We start from the raw sequence: 14,435 nt of genomic DNA on the forward strand, positions 1-14,435 counted from the left end.
CCCTTCGGGTCGCATTTCCCCGATCAAGGTGCGGGGTGCCTTTGTCGGGGGAAGGCGCGGCGAAGCCGCATGCCTTCCAGGGGCGCGGGGAACTGCGCGACCAGCCCCCACCGACCCGCACCCGAAATCCCGCCCCCACGCGGCTAGCGAAGCGCGTCGGCAACCTCACGCGCGGCATCCAGCACCCGCGGCCCCACCCGTTCCGGGACGGCGTCCGCCAGCATGACGACCCCGACCGACCCCTCGAGCCCGGTCACCCCGAGGAGCGGCGCGGCCGCACCACTCGCGCCCGCCTCCAGCTCCCCGTGCGTCAGCGTGTACCCCGGCTCCAGGGACCCGCCGCGCGCCGCGAGAATGGCCCGGCCGGCCGCCCCGCGATCGAGCGGATGCCGGAACCCGGCCCGGTAGGCCACGTGGTAGTCGGTCCAGGTGGGCTCGACGACGGCCACGGCAAGGGCCTCCGTACCGTCCACGAGGGTCAGGTGCGCCGTCGCCCCGATGTCCTCGGCCAGCGAGCGCAGCGCGGGCAGCGCGGCCTCGCGCACCAGCGGATGCACCTGCCGGCCGAGCCGCAGCACTCCGAGCCCGACGCGGGCGCGGCCGCCGAGGTCGCGGCGGACCAGGGCGTGCTGCTCCAGCGTGGCGAGGAGGCGGTAGACGACGGTCCGGTTGACCCCGAGCTTGTTGGAGAGCTCGGTCACGGTCAGGCCGTGGTCGGTGTCGGCGAGCAGTTTGAGGACTCGTAGTCCCCGGTCGAGCGTCTGGGAGGTCTCCGCGGTCACGACGCCCACTCCTTAGTGTGAGGTAGGCGGTCTCCTCCGCGGCGGTTGCGCCGCCGGTCCCGTTCGGCGACGCGCGTCAGAGGCCGCCGGTCGGCAGCAGGCCCTGCGCCGCGTGCGTCTGGTGCGTACGGCAAGTCTTCGGGCGTACCGGCTGCGCTCCGCGGCGGCTCTGCCACGGGGCGTGTGCGTTGCCCGGGAATCTAGCGAGACGGTCCGCTCAGCGGAAGACTCCGTCCAGAATCCGGTCAGTAACAAGCCGGAGATCATCGGGAATGCCCCGGTCCGCACACCCCGCAGGAACTGCGCCCCGCGCCCGCTCAGGACATGCGGGTGGCCCACTCCTGGACCTTGGCGATGCGCTGGCGCAGCTGCCCCGCCGTCGCCTCCGCGCTCGGCGGTCCGCCGCACACCCGGCGCAGTTCGGTGTGGATGACGCCGTGCGGTTTGCCGCTCTGGTGGACGTACGCGCCGACCATCGTGTTCAGCTGCTTGCGCAGCTCCATCATCTCCTTGTGGGAGACGACGGGCCGCCGCTCCGCGGGCAGCTCCAGCAGGTCGGCCTCGGTGTCGGGCTTCTTCTTGCTGTGCGCGATCTGCCGGGCCTGCCGCTTCTGGAGCAGCAGCTGCACCTGGTCGGGTTCGAGGAGCCCGGGGATGCCGAGGTAGTCCTGCTCCTCCTCGCTGCCGGGGTGGGCCTGCATGCCGAACTCGGCGCCGTCGTAGAGGACGCGGTCGAAGACGGCCTCGGACTCCAGCGCCTCGAAGGAGAACTGCTCCTGCTCGCCGGTGTCCTCGTCCTGCTGCTTGTTCGCCTCGTCCATCTCCTGCTCGGACTCGGCGTAGGGGTCCTCCTCGCCTTCCTTCTTCGGCTTGTCGAGGACGTGGTCGCGCTCGACCTCCATCTCGTTGGCGAAGCCGAGCAGGTCGGGCACGGTGGGCAGGAAGACGGAGGCCGTCTCGCCGCGCCGCCGGGACCGTACGAAACGGCCGACGGCCTGTGCGAAGAACAGCGGGGTGGAGATCGTCGTCGCGTACACGCCGACGGCGAGGCGCGGCACGTCGACGCCCTCGGACACCATGCGGACGGCGACCATCCAGCGGTCGTCGCTCGCGGCGAAGTCGTCGATCCGCTTCGAGGCGCCGGTGTCGTCGGAGAGCACGACGGTCGCCTTCGTCCCGGTGATCTCCCGGATCAGCTTCGCGTAGGCGCGGGCCGAGTCCTGGTCGGAGGCGATGACGAGGGCGCCCGCGTCGGGGATGCCCTTGCGGACCTCGGTGAGGCGGGCGTCGGCGGCACGCAGCACGCTCGGCATCCACTCGCCGCGCGGGTCGAGCGCCGTGCGCCAGGCCTGGCTGACCGCGTCCTTGGTCATGGGCTCGCCGAGCCGGGCCGCGATCTCGTCGCCGGCCTTGGTGCGCCAGCGCATGTTGCCGCTGTAGCTGAGGAAGATCACGGGGCGGACGACGCCGTCACCGAGGGCGCTGCCGTAGCCGTACGTGTAGTCGGCCGAGGAGCGCCGGATGCCGTCGTTGCCCTCCTCGTACGTGACGAAGGGGATCGGGTTGGTGTCGGAGCGGAACGGGGTGCCGGTGAGGGCGAGGCGGCGGGTGGCCGGCTCGAACGCCTCCAGGCAGGCCTCGCCCCAGGACTTCGAGTCACCGGCGTGGTGGATCTCGTCGAGGATGACCAGCGTCTTGCGCTGCTCGGAGCGGTTGCGGTGCAGCATGGGCCGCACGCCGACGCCCGCGTACGTCACGGCGACGCCCTGGTACTCCTTGCTGAGCGGGCCCGCGCTGTACTCGGGGTCCAGCTTGATCCCTATGCGCGCCGCCGCCTCCGCCCACTGCTTCTTCAGGTGCTCGGTGGGCGCGACCACGGTCACCTGCTGCACGACGTGGTGGTGCAGCAGCCAGGAGGCGAGGGTGAGCGCGAAGGTCGTCTTGCCGGCGCCGGGGGTGGCGACCGCCAGGAAGTCGCGCGGCTGCTCCTGGATGTACTTCTCCATCGCGCCCTGCTGCCAGGCACGCAGCTTGTTGGCGGTGCCCCAGGGGGCGCGGCCGGGGAAGGCGGGGGAAAGGTGGTGGGACGAGGAGCTGGTGGCGGCGGTGGTAGTCACGGTCTCCGATTACTCAGGGCTGGACGGCACGGCTACGTGTACGTCGTCGCTACGTCCGCCGCACCGGCCGGGGACCGCGGCACGGCTGCGTATGACAACCGGGCCACCTTACCGGGGGCCCGGTTGACGAGCGCGACGGACGAGGCCGGGGCGGGGGTGGTTGGGACGCGGGTCACAGATCAACTGGCCGACTCTCACCGGCAGTCGCGATCACGTCACCGCCCGCCGGGGGCTCAGCGCGCGGCCCGCAGCCGCGTCCCGACCCAGGCCCCGGCGAGCGCGACCACCGCCATCGGCAGGAACACGGCGGCGAACGCCCCCGGGTGGGAGCCGCCGGCCCCCTGCGCGACCCCGTGCCCGACCGCTCCCCCGCCGAGCGCGGCGAACGCGGCGCCGCCCGCCGCGAGCAGGACGACGCTGGTCAGGCCGTCGGAGATCTGGAGCGCGGCCGAGTTCGCCCCGGCCTCCTCCGGCGCCGACAGCTGGAACAGCAGCACGCTGGTGGACGAGATCACGAGGCCCATGCCCAGGCAGCCGAAGGCCCAGGCCACCGCGACGATCCAGACGGGCACGGCCGCGATCAGCACGCTCGGGGCGGTCGCGATCGCGGCGGCGACCAGCACCATGCCGCCGGCGACCATCCGCTGCCGGTACGGCTCCAGGCGGGGCCGGGACTGCACCCAGGAGCCCAGCGCCCAGGTCGCGCCGCCCGCGGCCAGCGAGAACCCGGCGAGCGTCGGCGACAGGCCCCGCTGCGTCACCAGCATCAGCGGGACGAACGACTCGGCGGCGATGAACGCCCCGGACGCGATCCCGCGCAGCAGCACCACCGACGGCAGCCCGCGCACCGCCCGGTACGTGCCGCGGGGCAGCACGCCGAGCACGGACGGCACGAGCAGCGCGACGCCCGCGGCACCGGGCAGCAGGGACAGCGGGCGCAGGTCCTGGGCCGCGTACTGGAGCAGGCCCGCCCCGAGCGAGATCCCGAACGCGAGCCGGATCCGCCGCCGGTCCGGGCCCGACTTCTTCTCGCCCGCGGCGGGGTCCGCGACGGGCGGGCCGCCGGCCCGGCGCCGGATCTGCGGCACCGCGAGCCCGAGCGGCAGCAGCACCAGCACCGGGATCCCGAGGAACACCCAGCGCCAGCCGAGGTGCTCGGTGACGGCTCCGGCGGCGAGCGGCCCCACGATGGACGGCACGACCCAGCTCGCCGCGAACGCCGCCATGATCGCGGGCCGCAGCCGCTCCGGGTAGGCCCGGCTGACGACGACGTACAGCGCGACGATGACCAGTCCGCCGCCCAGCCCCTGCACGGCCCGCCCGGCGACGAACAGCCACATGGTCCCGGCGGTCCCGGCCAGCACGAGCCCGGCCGCGAACGCCCCGATCCCGGCGCTCAGCGCCCCCAGCGGCCCGCTCCGGTCGGCCCACTGCCCGGCGAGCACCATCCCGAACAGGCTCGTCGTGAAGTACCCCGAGAACGCGAACGCGTACAGCGAGACCCCGTCCAGCTCCCGCGCGGCGACCGGCATCGCGGTGCCCACCGCGGTCGCCTCGAAGGCGATCAGCAGAACGACGGTGACGATCCCGATGCTGAGCGCGCGGTAGGCCCGGCCCAGCACACCGCCGTCCTCGGTGACGGCGGTGGCGGGCTCGGTCGCGGGTGCCGGGACGGATGCGGCGGTGACGTCGTCTTCGAGGGCGGCCATGCGCATCAGGGTAAGGGGCGTAGCGCTGTCTGACCCCTGTCGGAAGACCGCCTTCTGCCTGGTCCCTTGGTCGTACGACCCACCGCCCCACGCCCCCGACCGTGAACGGGACATGGCAGTCGTGTTGCACCCCACCCGGATCCCTTGAGGCGACGGCGTGCGGGCTCGTACGGTCGTTGCAGTTCGACCGGGAGCCCGCCGAGAGGCACCCCCGACCGGACCCGCTCGGCCGTGTGCCCGAGTGGCTCAGGGATTCACCTGCGCCGCATCCGACAGCGGGCTCCGCCCGCGGAGAAGCACGCGCACAACCGAACAGCACGTCTCATGGCCGTGTGCCCGAGTGGCTCAGGGATTCGCCTGCAAAGCGAAGCACGCCGGTTCGAATCCGGTCACGGCCTCGGTCGCAGCCCAACGGCGCTGGGCTGCGCGAAGGCGAAGGGGCGCCCCTGCCCGCGGACGATCTCCGCGAGGGGGGCGCCCCTTCGGCGTCAGACCGCGCCGACCCGCCGGGCCAGTACCTGTCCCGGCCACTCGCCGGAGCGGAAGCTCTCCGTGCGGACGAAGCCGTTCCGTTCGTAGTAGGCGACGAGTTGTCCGCCGCCGCCCGCCCAGCAGTCCACCCGCAGCAGGTCCACCCCGGCCCGGCGTGTCTGCTCGGCGGCGTGTGCCAGCAGGGCGGATCCGATGCCCAGCCCGGCCCGACGGCGGTCGCTGATCAACAGCCTCACGTAACGCTCGGGTTCGTCGGCCGGGGGGATCGGCATCTGCGGGCTGGGGCCGGTGTCCAGGACGACGGCTCCGACGGGCACGCCGTTCAGCTCGGCGACGAAGGGCTGGTTGACGGTGGTGTACCGCTCGACGCGCTCGGTGCCGCCGCGCGTCCGCGAGTACGGCACGGTCCCCCACTGCTCCGTGTTCCCCCGGGAGTTCATCCAGGCCACGGCCCCGTCGAGCATCCCGAGGATGGCGGGCGCGTCGTCCCCGTCGCCGGGCCGGATCCGTATGTCGTACGCGATGTCATCGGTCACGGGGCCCAGCCTAGGTTCACGTCGACGTGGTGGCGGGTTCCGTGACGACGGCCGCCTGGGGGCGGATCGGGAGGCGGTTGACGGGGCGGCCCGTCGCCGCGCGGACCGCGGAGGCGACCGCCGCCGGGGACGCCACGACGGGGGCCGCGCTGACGGACTTGGCGCCGAAGGGGGCCACCACGTCGCGTTCCTCGACGAGTTTGACGATGCGGATGTCGGGGGCGTCGAGGGAGGTCGGCAGGGCGTAGCCGGTGAGGTCGGGGCGGCGGACGATGCCCTTGGGAGTACGGAGGTTCTCCGTGAGGGCCGCGCCGACGCCCTGCGTGACGCCCGCTTCGATCCGGGCCGCGAGCTGCCCGGGGTTGAGGACGCGGCCCACGTCCTGGGCCACGGCCAGCTCGACCACGCGGACGGAGCCGAGCTCGATGTCGACGTCCACGACCGCGCGGATCGCGCAGAAGGCGAGGCCGACGAAGGCGTCGCCCTGGCCGTCCGCGTCGAGGGGCTCGGTGGGGTGCGGGCGGCACTGGGCGGTGGCCCAGAGCTCCTTGCCGTCCATGGCCTCCTCGACCGTGGTCGACAGGACGCCGTCGTAGGAGGTGATCTTGCCGTCGGCGATCTGGAGCAGTTCGGTCGACATGCCGAACTTGTGGGCCAGCGGCTGGAGAAGCTGGGTGCGGACCATCTTGGCCGCCCGCTCGACCGCGCCGCCCGAGACCCAGGTGTGCCGGCCCCGGCAGCCGGGGCCGGCCGGGGGCTGGTCGGTGTCGACGGGCGCCACGTGAACCTCGTCGATGCCGAGGGTCTCCTGGACGATCTGGCGGGCCAGCGTCGTGAAGCCCTGGCCGGTCTCGACGGCCGCGCAGATGACGGTGGCGACACCGCCCTGGACCTTCACCGTGGCGGTGGAGACCTCGTCGGCGCCTTCCGCGCCGAGCATGTGCACCATGCCGATGCCGTAGCCGACACCGCGCCGCACGGCCCCCGGCTCGCCCGCGCCCTCGGGGCCGCCGGGCAGCAGCCAGTCCTCCTCCGGCGTGTCCATGGGCAGCTCGGGGAGCGGGAAGTCCCGTACGGAGGTGAGGAGTTCGGCGACCGGCGCCGGGCAGGTCACGGCCTGGCCGGTGGGCAGGACGTCGCCCGTGGCCATGACGTTGCGCAGGCGCAGCTCGGCCGGGTCCAGGTTCAGCTTCTTGGCGAGCTTGTCCATCTGGGCCTCGTAGGCGGCGCAGACCTGGAGCGCGCCCTCACCGCGTACGTGACCGGACGGCGGGTTGTTCGTGCGGACCGCCCAGCCCTCGATCGAGGCGTTCGGCACGACGTAGGGGCCGCAGGCGAAGGAGACGGCCGCCGCGAGGGCGTCGGACGAGGTGTCGGCGTAGGCGCCCGCGTCGAGCAGGATCTGCGCCTCGACCTTCACGAGCCGGCCCTCGGCGTCGGCGTGGTGGCGGTAGCGCAGCAGCGTCGGGTGGCGGTGCGGGTGGCCGAGGAAGGACTCCTCGCGGGTGGCGGTGAGCTTGACCGGGTGCCCGGTGCGCAGCGCGAGCAGGCCGAGCGGGAGGTGGAAGCTCGGGTCCTCGCGGTCGGCGGTCGCGCCGGCGACGCCCGTGACGACGACCTTCACGCGCTCGGGCTCCAGGCCGTAGCGGGCGGCGGCGAGGTCGCGGTCGCCGTGCGGGTCGGTCGAGGCGATGTAGAGCTCGACGCCGCCGTCGGGGCGCGGGACGGCGAGGCCGGCCTCGGCGCCGATGGGGGCGGGGTCCTGGCGGCCGATGCGGTAGAGGCCCTCGACGACCGTCTCGCCGGTCGCCTCCTGGTCGCCGTGGCGCAGCGGGATGTGCCGGATCAGGTTGCCGTCGGGGTGCAACGGCTCGGCGGCGAAGGCCTGTTCGGGATCGGTGACGGGTTCGAGGACCTCGTACTCGACGATGATCGCGGCGGCGGCGATCCGGGCCGTGTCCGGGTGGTCGGCGGCGACGGCGGCGAGCGCCTCGCCGTGGTGGCGCACGAGGTCGGAGGCGAACACCGGGCGGTCGGCTGCCCGGTGGCCGGGCACGGGCCCGCCAGGGACGTCCTCGTGCGTGACGACGGCGCGCACGCCGGGCATCTCGCGCGCGTGGGTGGTGTCGATGGACACCACGCGCGCGTGGGCGTGCGGGGAGCGCAGCACGGCGGCCCAGAGCAGTCCCTCGGCCCACAGGTCGGAGGCGTACGGGAACGTGCCCTCGGCCTTGGGGGCGGCCTCCACGGTCGGCAGCGTGACGCCGAGGCCGTGCGGGAGCTCCTCGGTCTCGGGCGGGCCGGGGGGCGTGCCCGGGACCGGAGTGGTCCCGGTGAGCAGGGTGGTGGCCTCGGTCGCTTCGTTCGTCATGCCTGCCCTCCGTTCCGGAAGTCACCGAATGCGCCGTCGGCCGCGCCGCTGTCGCCGAACGGTCCGCTCTCGCCGAGGGGCGGGGCCACGCCCTCGCCGTGCACGGGGCCGCCCTGGTGCGGGATACGCGGTTCGCCGGCCTCGGACGCGCCCGGCCCGTCGGTCTCGGCCGTCTCGGCGGCCTCGGCGGACGCCTTGCGCTCGGCGGTCACCTGCCGCACCGCGTCGAGCACACCCCGGTAACCGGAGCAGCGGCACAGGTTGCCGCACAGCGCCTGGCGGGCCTCCAGGTCGCTCGGGTCGGGGTTGCCCTCGAGCAGGTCGTGGACGGTCATCGCCATGCCGGGCACGCAGAAGCCGCACTGGACGGCGCCGCAGGTGGTCAGCGCCCGCTGCACGTCGGAGGGCTGCCCGTCCGCGGCCAGGCCCTCGACGGTACGGACCTCGCTGCCGGCGGTGGTGGCGGCCGGGACGAGGCAGGAGGCGACGAGACGGCCGTCCACCTGGACGTTGCACGCGCCGCACTCGCCCTGCGAGCAGCCGTCCTTGGCGCCGGCCAGGCCGAGCCGCTCGCGCAGCACGTAGAGCAGGGACTCGCCGATCCAGGCGTCGGTGACGGGGCGGTCGCTGCCGTTGACCCGCAGGACGTAGCTGACCAGGGGGTGGTCGTCGTGCAGGGGCGTGACGACGGGGGCGGCGGGGGCGTCCGGTTCGGCGGCGGCGTCTCCGGGCGTGCCGTCGGCGGTCGGCTCGGCGGCCGCCTCCGCGGCAGGATCGACGGGCTCGACGGGCGCGACAGGCTCAACGAGCTCTACGGGCTCGACGAGTTCGCCAGGCTCGACCGACGGGGCGGGCTCGACGGACTCAGCAGGCCCGGTGGGCTCGGCGGGCTCGGTGGGCTCGGTGGGCTCGGCCGCAGGAACAGCCGCGGGTTCCGCTTGCGGTTCCGTTTCCGCCTCCGGGACCTCGTCCCGCACAGGCTCGGGCTCGGGCACGGGGTCGGGCTGGGCCCATGCCTCGTGGGCCCACGGCGCGGTCGCGCCACCCGGCAGCGTGGCGGGCGGCGGGTTCCGGTCGCCCCACTGCTCGGCGATCGACGAGGTCGTGAACTCGCCGGAGTCGTCCGCGAGTTCGCTCTCCGACACGACGGGGATCGACCACTGCCCGGTCTGGTACTCGGCGTGCTCGGGATGCGCGGGCTGCGGCTCGGGCTGCGGCGCCTGCGCGGGCTGCTCCGGCGCGGCACCGGTCAGCTCGGGCGGGAGCACCCACACCCCGGTCGCCGCCGGATCGACCGCGGCGGCACCCGTGGCCGGGCTCACCGTTATCTGCGGCGGCACGTAGTTGTGCCCGGGCGCGGCCAGCGGCGCGGTCTCCGGGAAGCCCTCGGGCGGCAGTTGCACGAAGGCGGTCGCGTCGGAGTCGTACTCGCCCGGCGGCACCGGCTGCCATCCGTCGGCGCCGGGGACGTCGGAACCGGAGGGGCCGGATCCCGGACCGTGGTACTCGTTCGTCACGACAGCGCCCTCCCAAGTGCACGCCGGGCCAGCACGGCGACGGTGCGCCGCAGATGCAGTACGGCGGGCGGCAGTTGCTGCTGCGTGCCGTCCGCTTCGGGCTCCGGATCGGGGATGCAGGCCGCGGCGACGTACTCGCCGAACGCCTGCACGGCCTCGGGCACGAGCGCCCCGCGCTCCCCGTCCCAGTCGATGAGCGAGGCCACCCACTGCTCGGCCTCCAGGGGCCGCAGCGGCATGGGCGCGATCGCGCCGACCGCGCAGCGCACGCCGCGCCGGGCCGGGTCGAGGACCAGGGCCACGGAGGCGGTCGCGCGGGCGGGCCCGGTGCGGCCGGTGGCCTTGAGGAAGACCTGCGGGGCGTGCAGCAGCGGCACCCGTACGAAGCCGATGAGTTCGCCGGGCCGGAGCATCTCCATGCCGGCGAGGAGGTGCGAGACGGGCACCTCGCGCCGGGCGCCGCCGGGTCCCGCGATGACGAGCGTGGCCTCCAGGGCGGCGAGCACGGGCAGCGAGTCGTTGGTCGGCGCGGCGGAGGCGATGTTGCCGCCGAGGGTGCCCGCGTTGCGGATCTGGGGCGGTCCCGCGGCGCGGGAGGCGGCGGCGAGGGCGGGGATGAGCGCGGCGAAGTCGGGGCGGCCCATGCGGGCGTGGGTGAGTCCGGCGCCGAGCAGCGCGTGCCCGTCCTGGTACTGCCAGCCGCGGATCTCGCTGATCCGGCCGAGTCCGACGAGGGCGGCGGGACGGAGTTGACCCGCGTTGACCTGCGTCATGAGATCGGTGCCGCCGGCTACGGGCACGGCGGCGGGCAGGGCGGCGAGCGCCGCGACCGCCTCGTCGAGCGAACCCGGAAGTACCGCGGCCTGTGTCGCCTGCGGTGCGTGCGTGGTCAAACCGGCTGCCCCTTCCCGATGTCCGGCCGTGCGCATCAGCGACGGCCTTGGCCCCGCGTGGTCCGCGCGCGACCGTCGTACCCGCCGTAACGCCTGTTCCGCCGTACGGTACGTGCTGACAGGCCGGACGTGGCAACTCTGGCACATCTTCCCCGGCACCCGGAGAGGGGGTCCGGTAGGAGGCATTCGCCCCTTCCACCTGGGAGATGACCGTTTTGACGGCACATCACCGCCTCGCACGCTCTGTGCCCCTCCGGTGACGTACGAGGGGTTTCGGACGGCGCTCCGGAAGACGGCCCGCGGACGCGAGGGGCCCGGGCCCGGTCCGCATGCGGGTCGCATATGTGCGTCGCACGAGAAGCGCGTAAGGGCCGGTCGTGCCGTCCCGGCGCGCATATCCGGACGGGACGGGCCCGCCGCGCGCACCGGCGCGATCCGGGGTGCCCGCAGGTGACGGGAGCGCGGCGCACCACGGCCCCCGGCGCCGGAACCGCCGGAACACGCCGCCCCTCCCCGTGACTCACACGATCGGGGGCGCCCCTTCGATCGGACGTCCGAGCACACCGAAAGCACGAAGGACTCCCGCACGCACGCGAGAGGCTCCCGGCGCGCGGCATCACTGCCGCACACCGGGAGCCTCCGGGGACGAGACGGAACGGGGGACGAGGGAGGGAGCGTTACTTCTTCCCGCCGTCCTTGCCCTTGTCCTTGTCGCCGCCGGCGCCCATGGACTCGTAGATCTCCTTGCACATGGGACACACGGGGTACTTCTTCGGGTCACGGCCCGGCACCCAGACCTTGCCGCAGAGCGCGACGACCGGCGTGCCGTCGAGCGCGCTGGCCATGATCTTGTCCTTCTGGACGTAGTGGGCGTAGCGCTCGTGATCGCCGTCCCCGTGCGACGTCTGCGGCGTCGGCTCTACGAGGGTCCCCGTACCTGTCCCGCGCTCGGGCTCGAGAGTGCTCATAAAGGCCAAGGGTACTGAAGCGCCCGCGAACGGCGAAGAGCCGCCGGTGCCGCCCCCGGCACGGTCAGTTGAGCGACGGGTCGTCCGGGTAGGTGGCAACCATCGCGAGCTCGCTGCGCTGGCGGCGCAGCACCGCCCGCCACAGCCCCTCGGGGCGGGTCACCGACACGTCGCCGGGCTCCGACTCGACGACGTACCAGGCCCCGTCGGTCAGCTCGCCCTCCAGCTGGCCCGGGCCCCAGCCCGAGTAGCCGGCGAAGATCCGCAGCGAACCGAGGGCCGCGGCGAGCAGTTCCGGCGGGGTCTCCAGATCGACGAGGCCGATCGCGCCGTGCACCCGGCGCCAGCCGAGCGGGGCGCGCTCCAGCGAGTCGCCGGGGATGACGGCCACGCCGAGCGCGGAGTCCAGCGAGACCGGACCGCCCTGGAAGACGACACCCGGATCACCGGCCAGGTCGCCCCAGCCCTCCAGGATGTCGCCGACGTCCACCGGCGTGGGCCGGTTGAGGACGACGCCGAGCGAGCCCTCCTCGTCGTGGTCGAGGAGCAGCACGACCGCCCGGTCGAAATTCGGGTCCGCGAGGGCGGGTGTGGCCACGAGCAGCCGCCCTGTGAGCGAGGACACCTCGGTCATGGCAGACATGATCCCGCATCTTGCCTCCGGAGGGGGAGCCAAGCGCGACAACGGTATGAACGCAGCTCAGGGCGGGCGGAAACGGAATGCGCGCGGCGGGCCCGACGGTCACCCCATGTGTCCGATTCGGAACGGTTCGTGTTGTAGCGAAGTCATGACGGTTCTGTATGTCATCGGGCTTACGGAACAAGGGGAGGCGGCCCTTACTCTTATGGCTTGGTCCCTGCCCATCCTCATCGGAACGCGAGATTCATGACCGTCACCGACGATGTACTGCTTGTCCACGGCGGAACCCCGCTGGAGGGCGAGATCCGTGTCCGCGGCGCGAAGAACCTCGTGCCCAAGGCCATGGTGGCCGCGCTGCTCGGCAGCGCCCCGAGCCGGCTGCGCAACGTCCCGGACATCCGTGACGTCCGTGTGGTGCGCGGACTGCTGCAGCTGCACGGCGTGACGGTCCGTCCGGGCGAGGAGCCGGGCGAGCTGGTGATGGACCCCTCGCACGTCGAGTCGGCGAACGTCGCGGACATCGACGCGCACGCCGGGTCCTCCCGCATCCCGATCCTGCTGTGCGGCCCGCTGCTGCACCGCCTCGGCCACGCGTTCATCCCGGGCCTGGGCGGCTGCGACATCGGCGGCCGTCCCATCGACTTCCACTTCGAGGTGCTGCGCCAGTTCGGCGCGACGATCGAGAAGCGCGAGGGCGGCCAGTACCTGGAGGCCCCGCAGCGGCTGCGCGGCACGAAGATCCAGCTCCCCTACCCCTCCGTGGGCGCCACCGAGCAGGTCCTGCTCACGGCCGTCCTCGCCGAGGGCGTCACGGAGCTCTCGAACGCGGCCGTGGAGCCGGAGATCGAGGACCTGATCTGCGTCCTGCAGAAAATGGGCGCGATCATCGCGATGGACACCGACCGCACCATCCGCATCACGGGTGTCGACAAGCTCGGCGGCTACACGCACCGCGCGCTGCCGGACCGCCTGGAGGCGGCGTCCTGGGCCTCGGCCGCGCTCGCCACGCAGGGCAACATCTATGTGCGCGGCGCCCAGCAGCGCTCGATGATGACCTTCCTCAACACGTACCGGAAGGTCGGCGGCGCCTTCGAGATCGACGACGAGGGCATCCGCTTCTGGCACCCGGGCGGCCAGCTCAAGTCGATCGCGCTGGAGACGGACGTCCACCCCGGCTTCCAGACCGACTGGCAGCAGCCGCTGGTCGTGGCGCTCACGCAGGCCACCGGCCTGTCGATCGTCCACGAGACGGTCTACGAGTCCCGCCTCGGCTTCACCTCCGCGCTGAACCAGATGGGCGCGCACATCCAGCTGTACCGCGAGTGCCTGGGCGGCTCCGACTGCCGCTTCGGCCAGCGCAACTTCCTGCACTCCGCGGTCGTCTCGGGCCCGACCAAGCTGGAGGGCGCCGACCTGGTCATCCCCGACCTGCGCGGCGGCTTCTCGTACCTGATCGCGGCGCTGGCCGCGCAGGGCACCTCGCGGGTGCACGGCATCGACCTGATCAACCGCGGCTACGAGAACTTCATGGAGAAGCTCGTGGAACTCGGTGCGAAGGTTGAGCTTCCGGGCAAGGCCCTGGGCTAGCGGCACGTACGTTGAAGGGGGCCGGCCGGTTGATCCGGGCGGCCCCCTTCGACGTACCCGCGAGAGGACCCCGATGATCGAGCTGCCCCGGCCCGCCGCCCTGCTCACCGACATGGACGGCACGCTCGTCGACACGGAGCGCGAGTGGCTCGCGGTCGTGGAGCGGCTCCTGGACGGGCGGACCGTCCCGGCGGGGCTCGACTCGTACGCCGGGGCCACGATCCAGGACGCGGCGCGCCGGCTCGTCGCGGAGGGGCTCGCGCCGTGGCCGTACGAGGAGACGGCGGCGTGGCTGGACCGGGAGTTCGGCGCGGCCGTGGCGGCCGGTGTACGGGTGCAGCCGGGTGCTGTGCGGCTCCTCGACGCGGCGCGGGCGCTCGGGGTCCCTGTGGCCCTCGTGACGGCCTCTGAGCGGCATGTGGCCGAGCTGGTGGTCGCGGTGCTGGGCGCCGAGCGCTTCTCGGTGCTCGTGACCAACGGCGACACGGCGCGCGGCAAGCCGCATCCCGATCCGTATCTGGCGGCGGCGCGTGCCCTGGGGGCGGAGCCGGGCGACTGTCTTGCCGTCGAGGACACGCCTACGGGGGTTGCGTCTGCGCTGGCCGCTGGGTGCGGGGTGCTTGCGGTGCCGTCCGTGCCGGGCATCCCGTCGGACCCGCGCCTCACGGTGACCGCGTCCCTGACCGAGGTCACGCTGACGCGTCCGCGGTAGGCCGGTGGGGGCTGGTCGCGCAGTTCCCCGCGCCCCTGAAATGCAGACGCTTCGCGTCGCATTTCCCCGATAGAGGCTGAGCGGCGAAGCCGTTCGCCTCTAGGGGCGCGG

11 protein-coding genes and 1 tRNA gene are annotated in these 14,435 nt (G+C 73.6%); 3 read left to right on the top strand and 9 right to left on the bottom strand.

Features of this window, described 5'->3' with window-relative positions:
• Positions 1-143: 143 nt before the first annotated feature.
• The 3 genes from ACFW9D_RS33670 to ACFW9D_RS33680 form a co-directional block, all read right to left on the bottom strand.
• Positions 144-782, bottom strand: a complete 639-nt coding sequence (locus ACFW9D_RS33670; RefSeq protein WP_188338624.1) for an IclR family transcriptional regulator — start codon at positions 780-782, stop codon at positions 144-146.
• A 317-nt stretch (positions 783-1,099) separates the two neighbouring features.
• Entirely contained in the window at positions 1,100-2,899 is a 1,800-nt protein-coding gene (locus ACFW9D_RS33675) for a DEAD/DEAH box helicase (protein WP_188338623.1), read from the bottom strand.
• A 233-nt stretch (positions 2,900-3,132) separates the two neighbouring features.
• A complete protein-coding gene (locus ACFW9D_RS33680; protein WP_384628386.1) occupies positions 3,133-4,608 on the bottom strand; it encodes an MFS transporter in 1,476 nt (491 codons plus the stop codon).
• Positions 4,609-4,934: 326 nt separating this feature from the next.
• Here ACFW9D_RS33680 and ACFW9D_RS33685 point away from each other — a divergent pair.
• A tRNA-Cys gene (locus tag ACFW9D_RS33685) sits at positions 4,935-5,006 on the top strand.
• Between the two features lie 90 nt (positions 5,007-5,096).
• Here ACFW9D_RS33685 and ACFW9D_RS33690 read toward each other — a convergent pair.
• From ACFW9D_RS33690 to ACFW9D_RS33715, 6 genes are all read right to left on the bottom strand, one after another.
• Positions 5,097-5,564: a GNAT family N-acetyltransferase gene (locus ACFW9D_RS33690; RefSeq protein ID WP_188341533.1), complete on the bottom strand. Its 468-nt coding sequence runs from the start codon at positions 5,562-5,564 to the stop codon at positions 5,097-5,099.
• Between the two features lie 88 nt (positions 5,565-5,652).
• Positions 5,653-8,007 carry a xanthine dehydrogenase family protein molybdopterin-binding subunit gene (locus ACFW9D_RS33695; RefSeq protein ID WP_384628389.1) on the bottom strand — a complete coding sequence of 785 codons (2,355 nt, stop codon included), beginning with the start codon at positions 8,005-8,007 and terminating at the stop codon, positions 5,653-5,655.
• On the bottom strand, positions 8,004-9,524 hold the full coding sequence (locus tag ACFW9D_RS33700) for a 2Fe-2S iron-sulfur cluster-binding protein (protein WP_384628391.1): 1,521 nt from the start codon (positions 9,522-9,524) through the stop codon (positions 8,004-8,006). Before ACFW9D_RS33700 ends, ACFW9D_RS33695 begins: the two co-directional genes overlap by 4 nt.
• Positions 9,521-10,417, bottom strand: coding sequence for an FAD binding domain-containing protein (locus ACFW9D_RS33705; RefSeq protein ID WP_384628394.1), 897 nt, complete (start codon positions 10,415-10,417; stop codon positions 9,521-9,523). The genes ACFW9D_RS33700 and ACFW9D_RS33705 overlap by 4 nt, the downstream gene beginning before the upstream one ends.
• 677 nt (positions 10,418-11,094) lie before the next feature.
• Positions 11,095-11,385 (bottom strand): DUF3039 domain-containing protein, encoded by a 291-nt coding sequence (locus tag ACFW9D_RS33710; RefSeq protein ID WP_188338619.1) that lies wholly within the window; start codon positions 11,383-11,385, stop codon positions 11,095-11,097.
• A gap of 64 nt (positions 11,386-11,449) precedes the next feature.
• Positions 11,450-12,019: a YqgE/AlgH family protein gene (locus ACFW9D_RS33715; protein ID WP_188341531.1), complete on the bottom strand. Its 570-nt coding sequence runs from the start codon at positions 12,017-12,019 to the stop codon at positions 11,450-11,452.
• A 252-nt stretch (positions 12,020-12,271) separates the two neighbouring features.
• Between ACFW9D_RS33715 and murA the strand changes: the two genes are divergently transcribed.
• Together murA and ACFW9D_RS33725 are read left to right on the top strand one after the other, a co-directional pair.
• A complete protein-coding gene (gene murA, locus ACFW9D_RS33720; protein WP_188338618.1) occupies positions 12,272-13,612 on the top strand; it encodes a UDP-N-acetylglucosamine 1-carboxyvinyltransferase in 1,341 nt (446 codons plus the stop codon).
• Between the two features lie 73 nt (positions 13,613-13,685).
• Positions 13,686-14,324, top strand: a complete 639-nt coding sequence (locus tag ACFW9D_RS33725) for an HAD family hydrolase (RefSeq protein WP_384628399.1) — start codon at positions 13,686-13,688, stop codon at positions 14,322-14,324.
• Positions 14,325-14,435 lie beyond the last annotated feature (111 nt).

Origin of the sequence: Streptomyces sp. NPDC059524, from assembly GCF_042749255.1 — a bacterium.
In the GTDB taxonomy this organism is placed as follows: domain Bacteria; phylum Actinomycetota; class Actinomycetes; order Streptomycetales; family Streptomycetaceae; genus Streptomyces; species Streptomyces xanthii.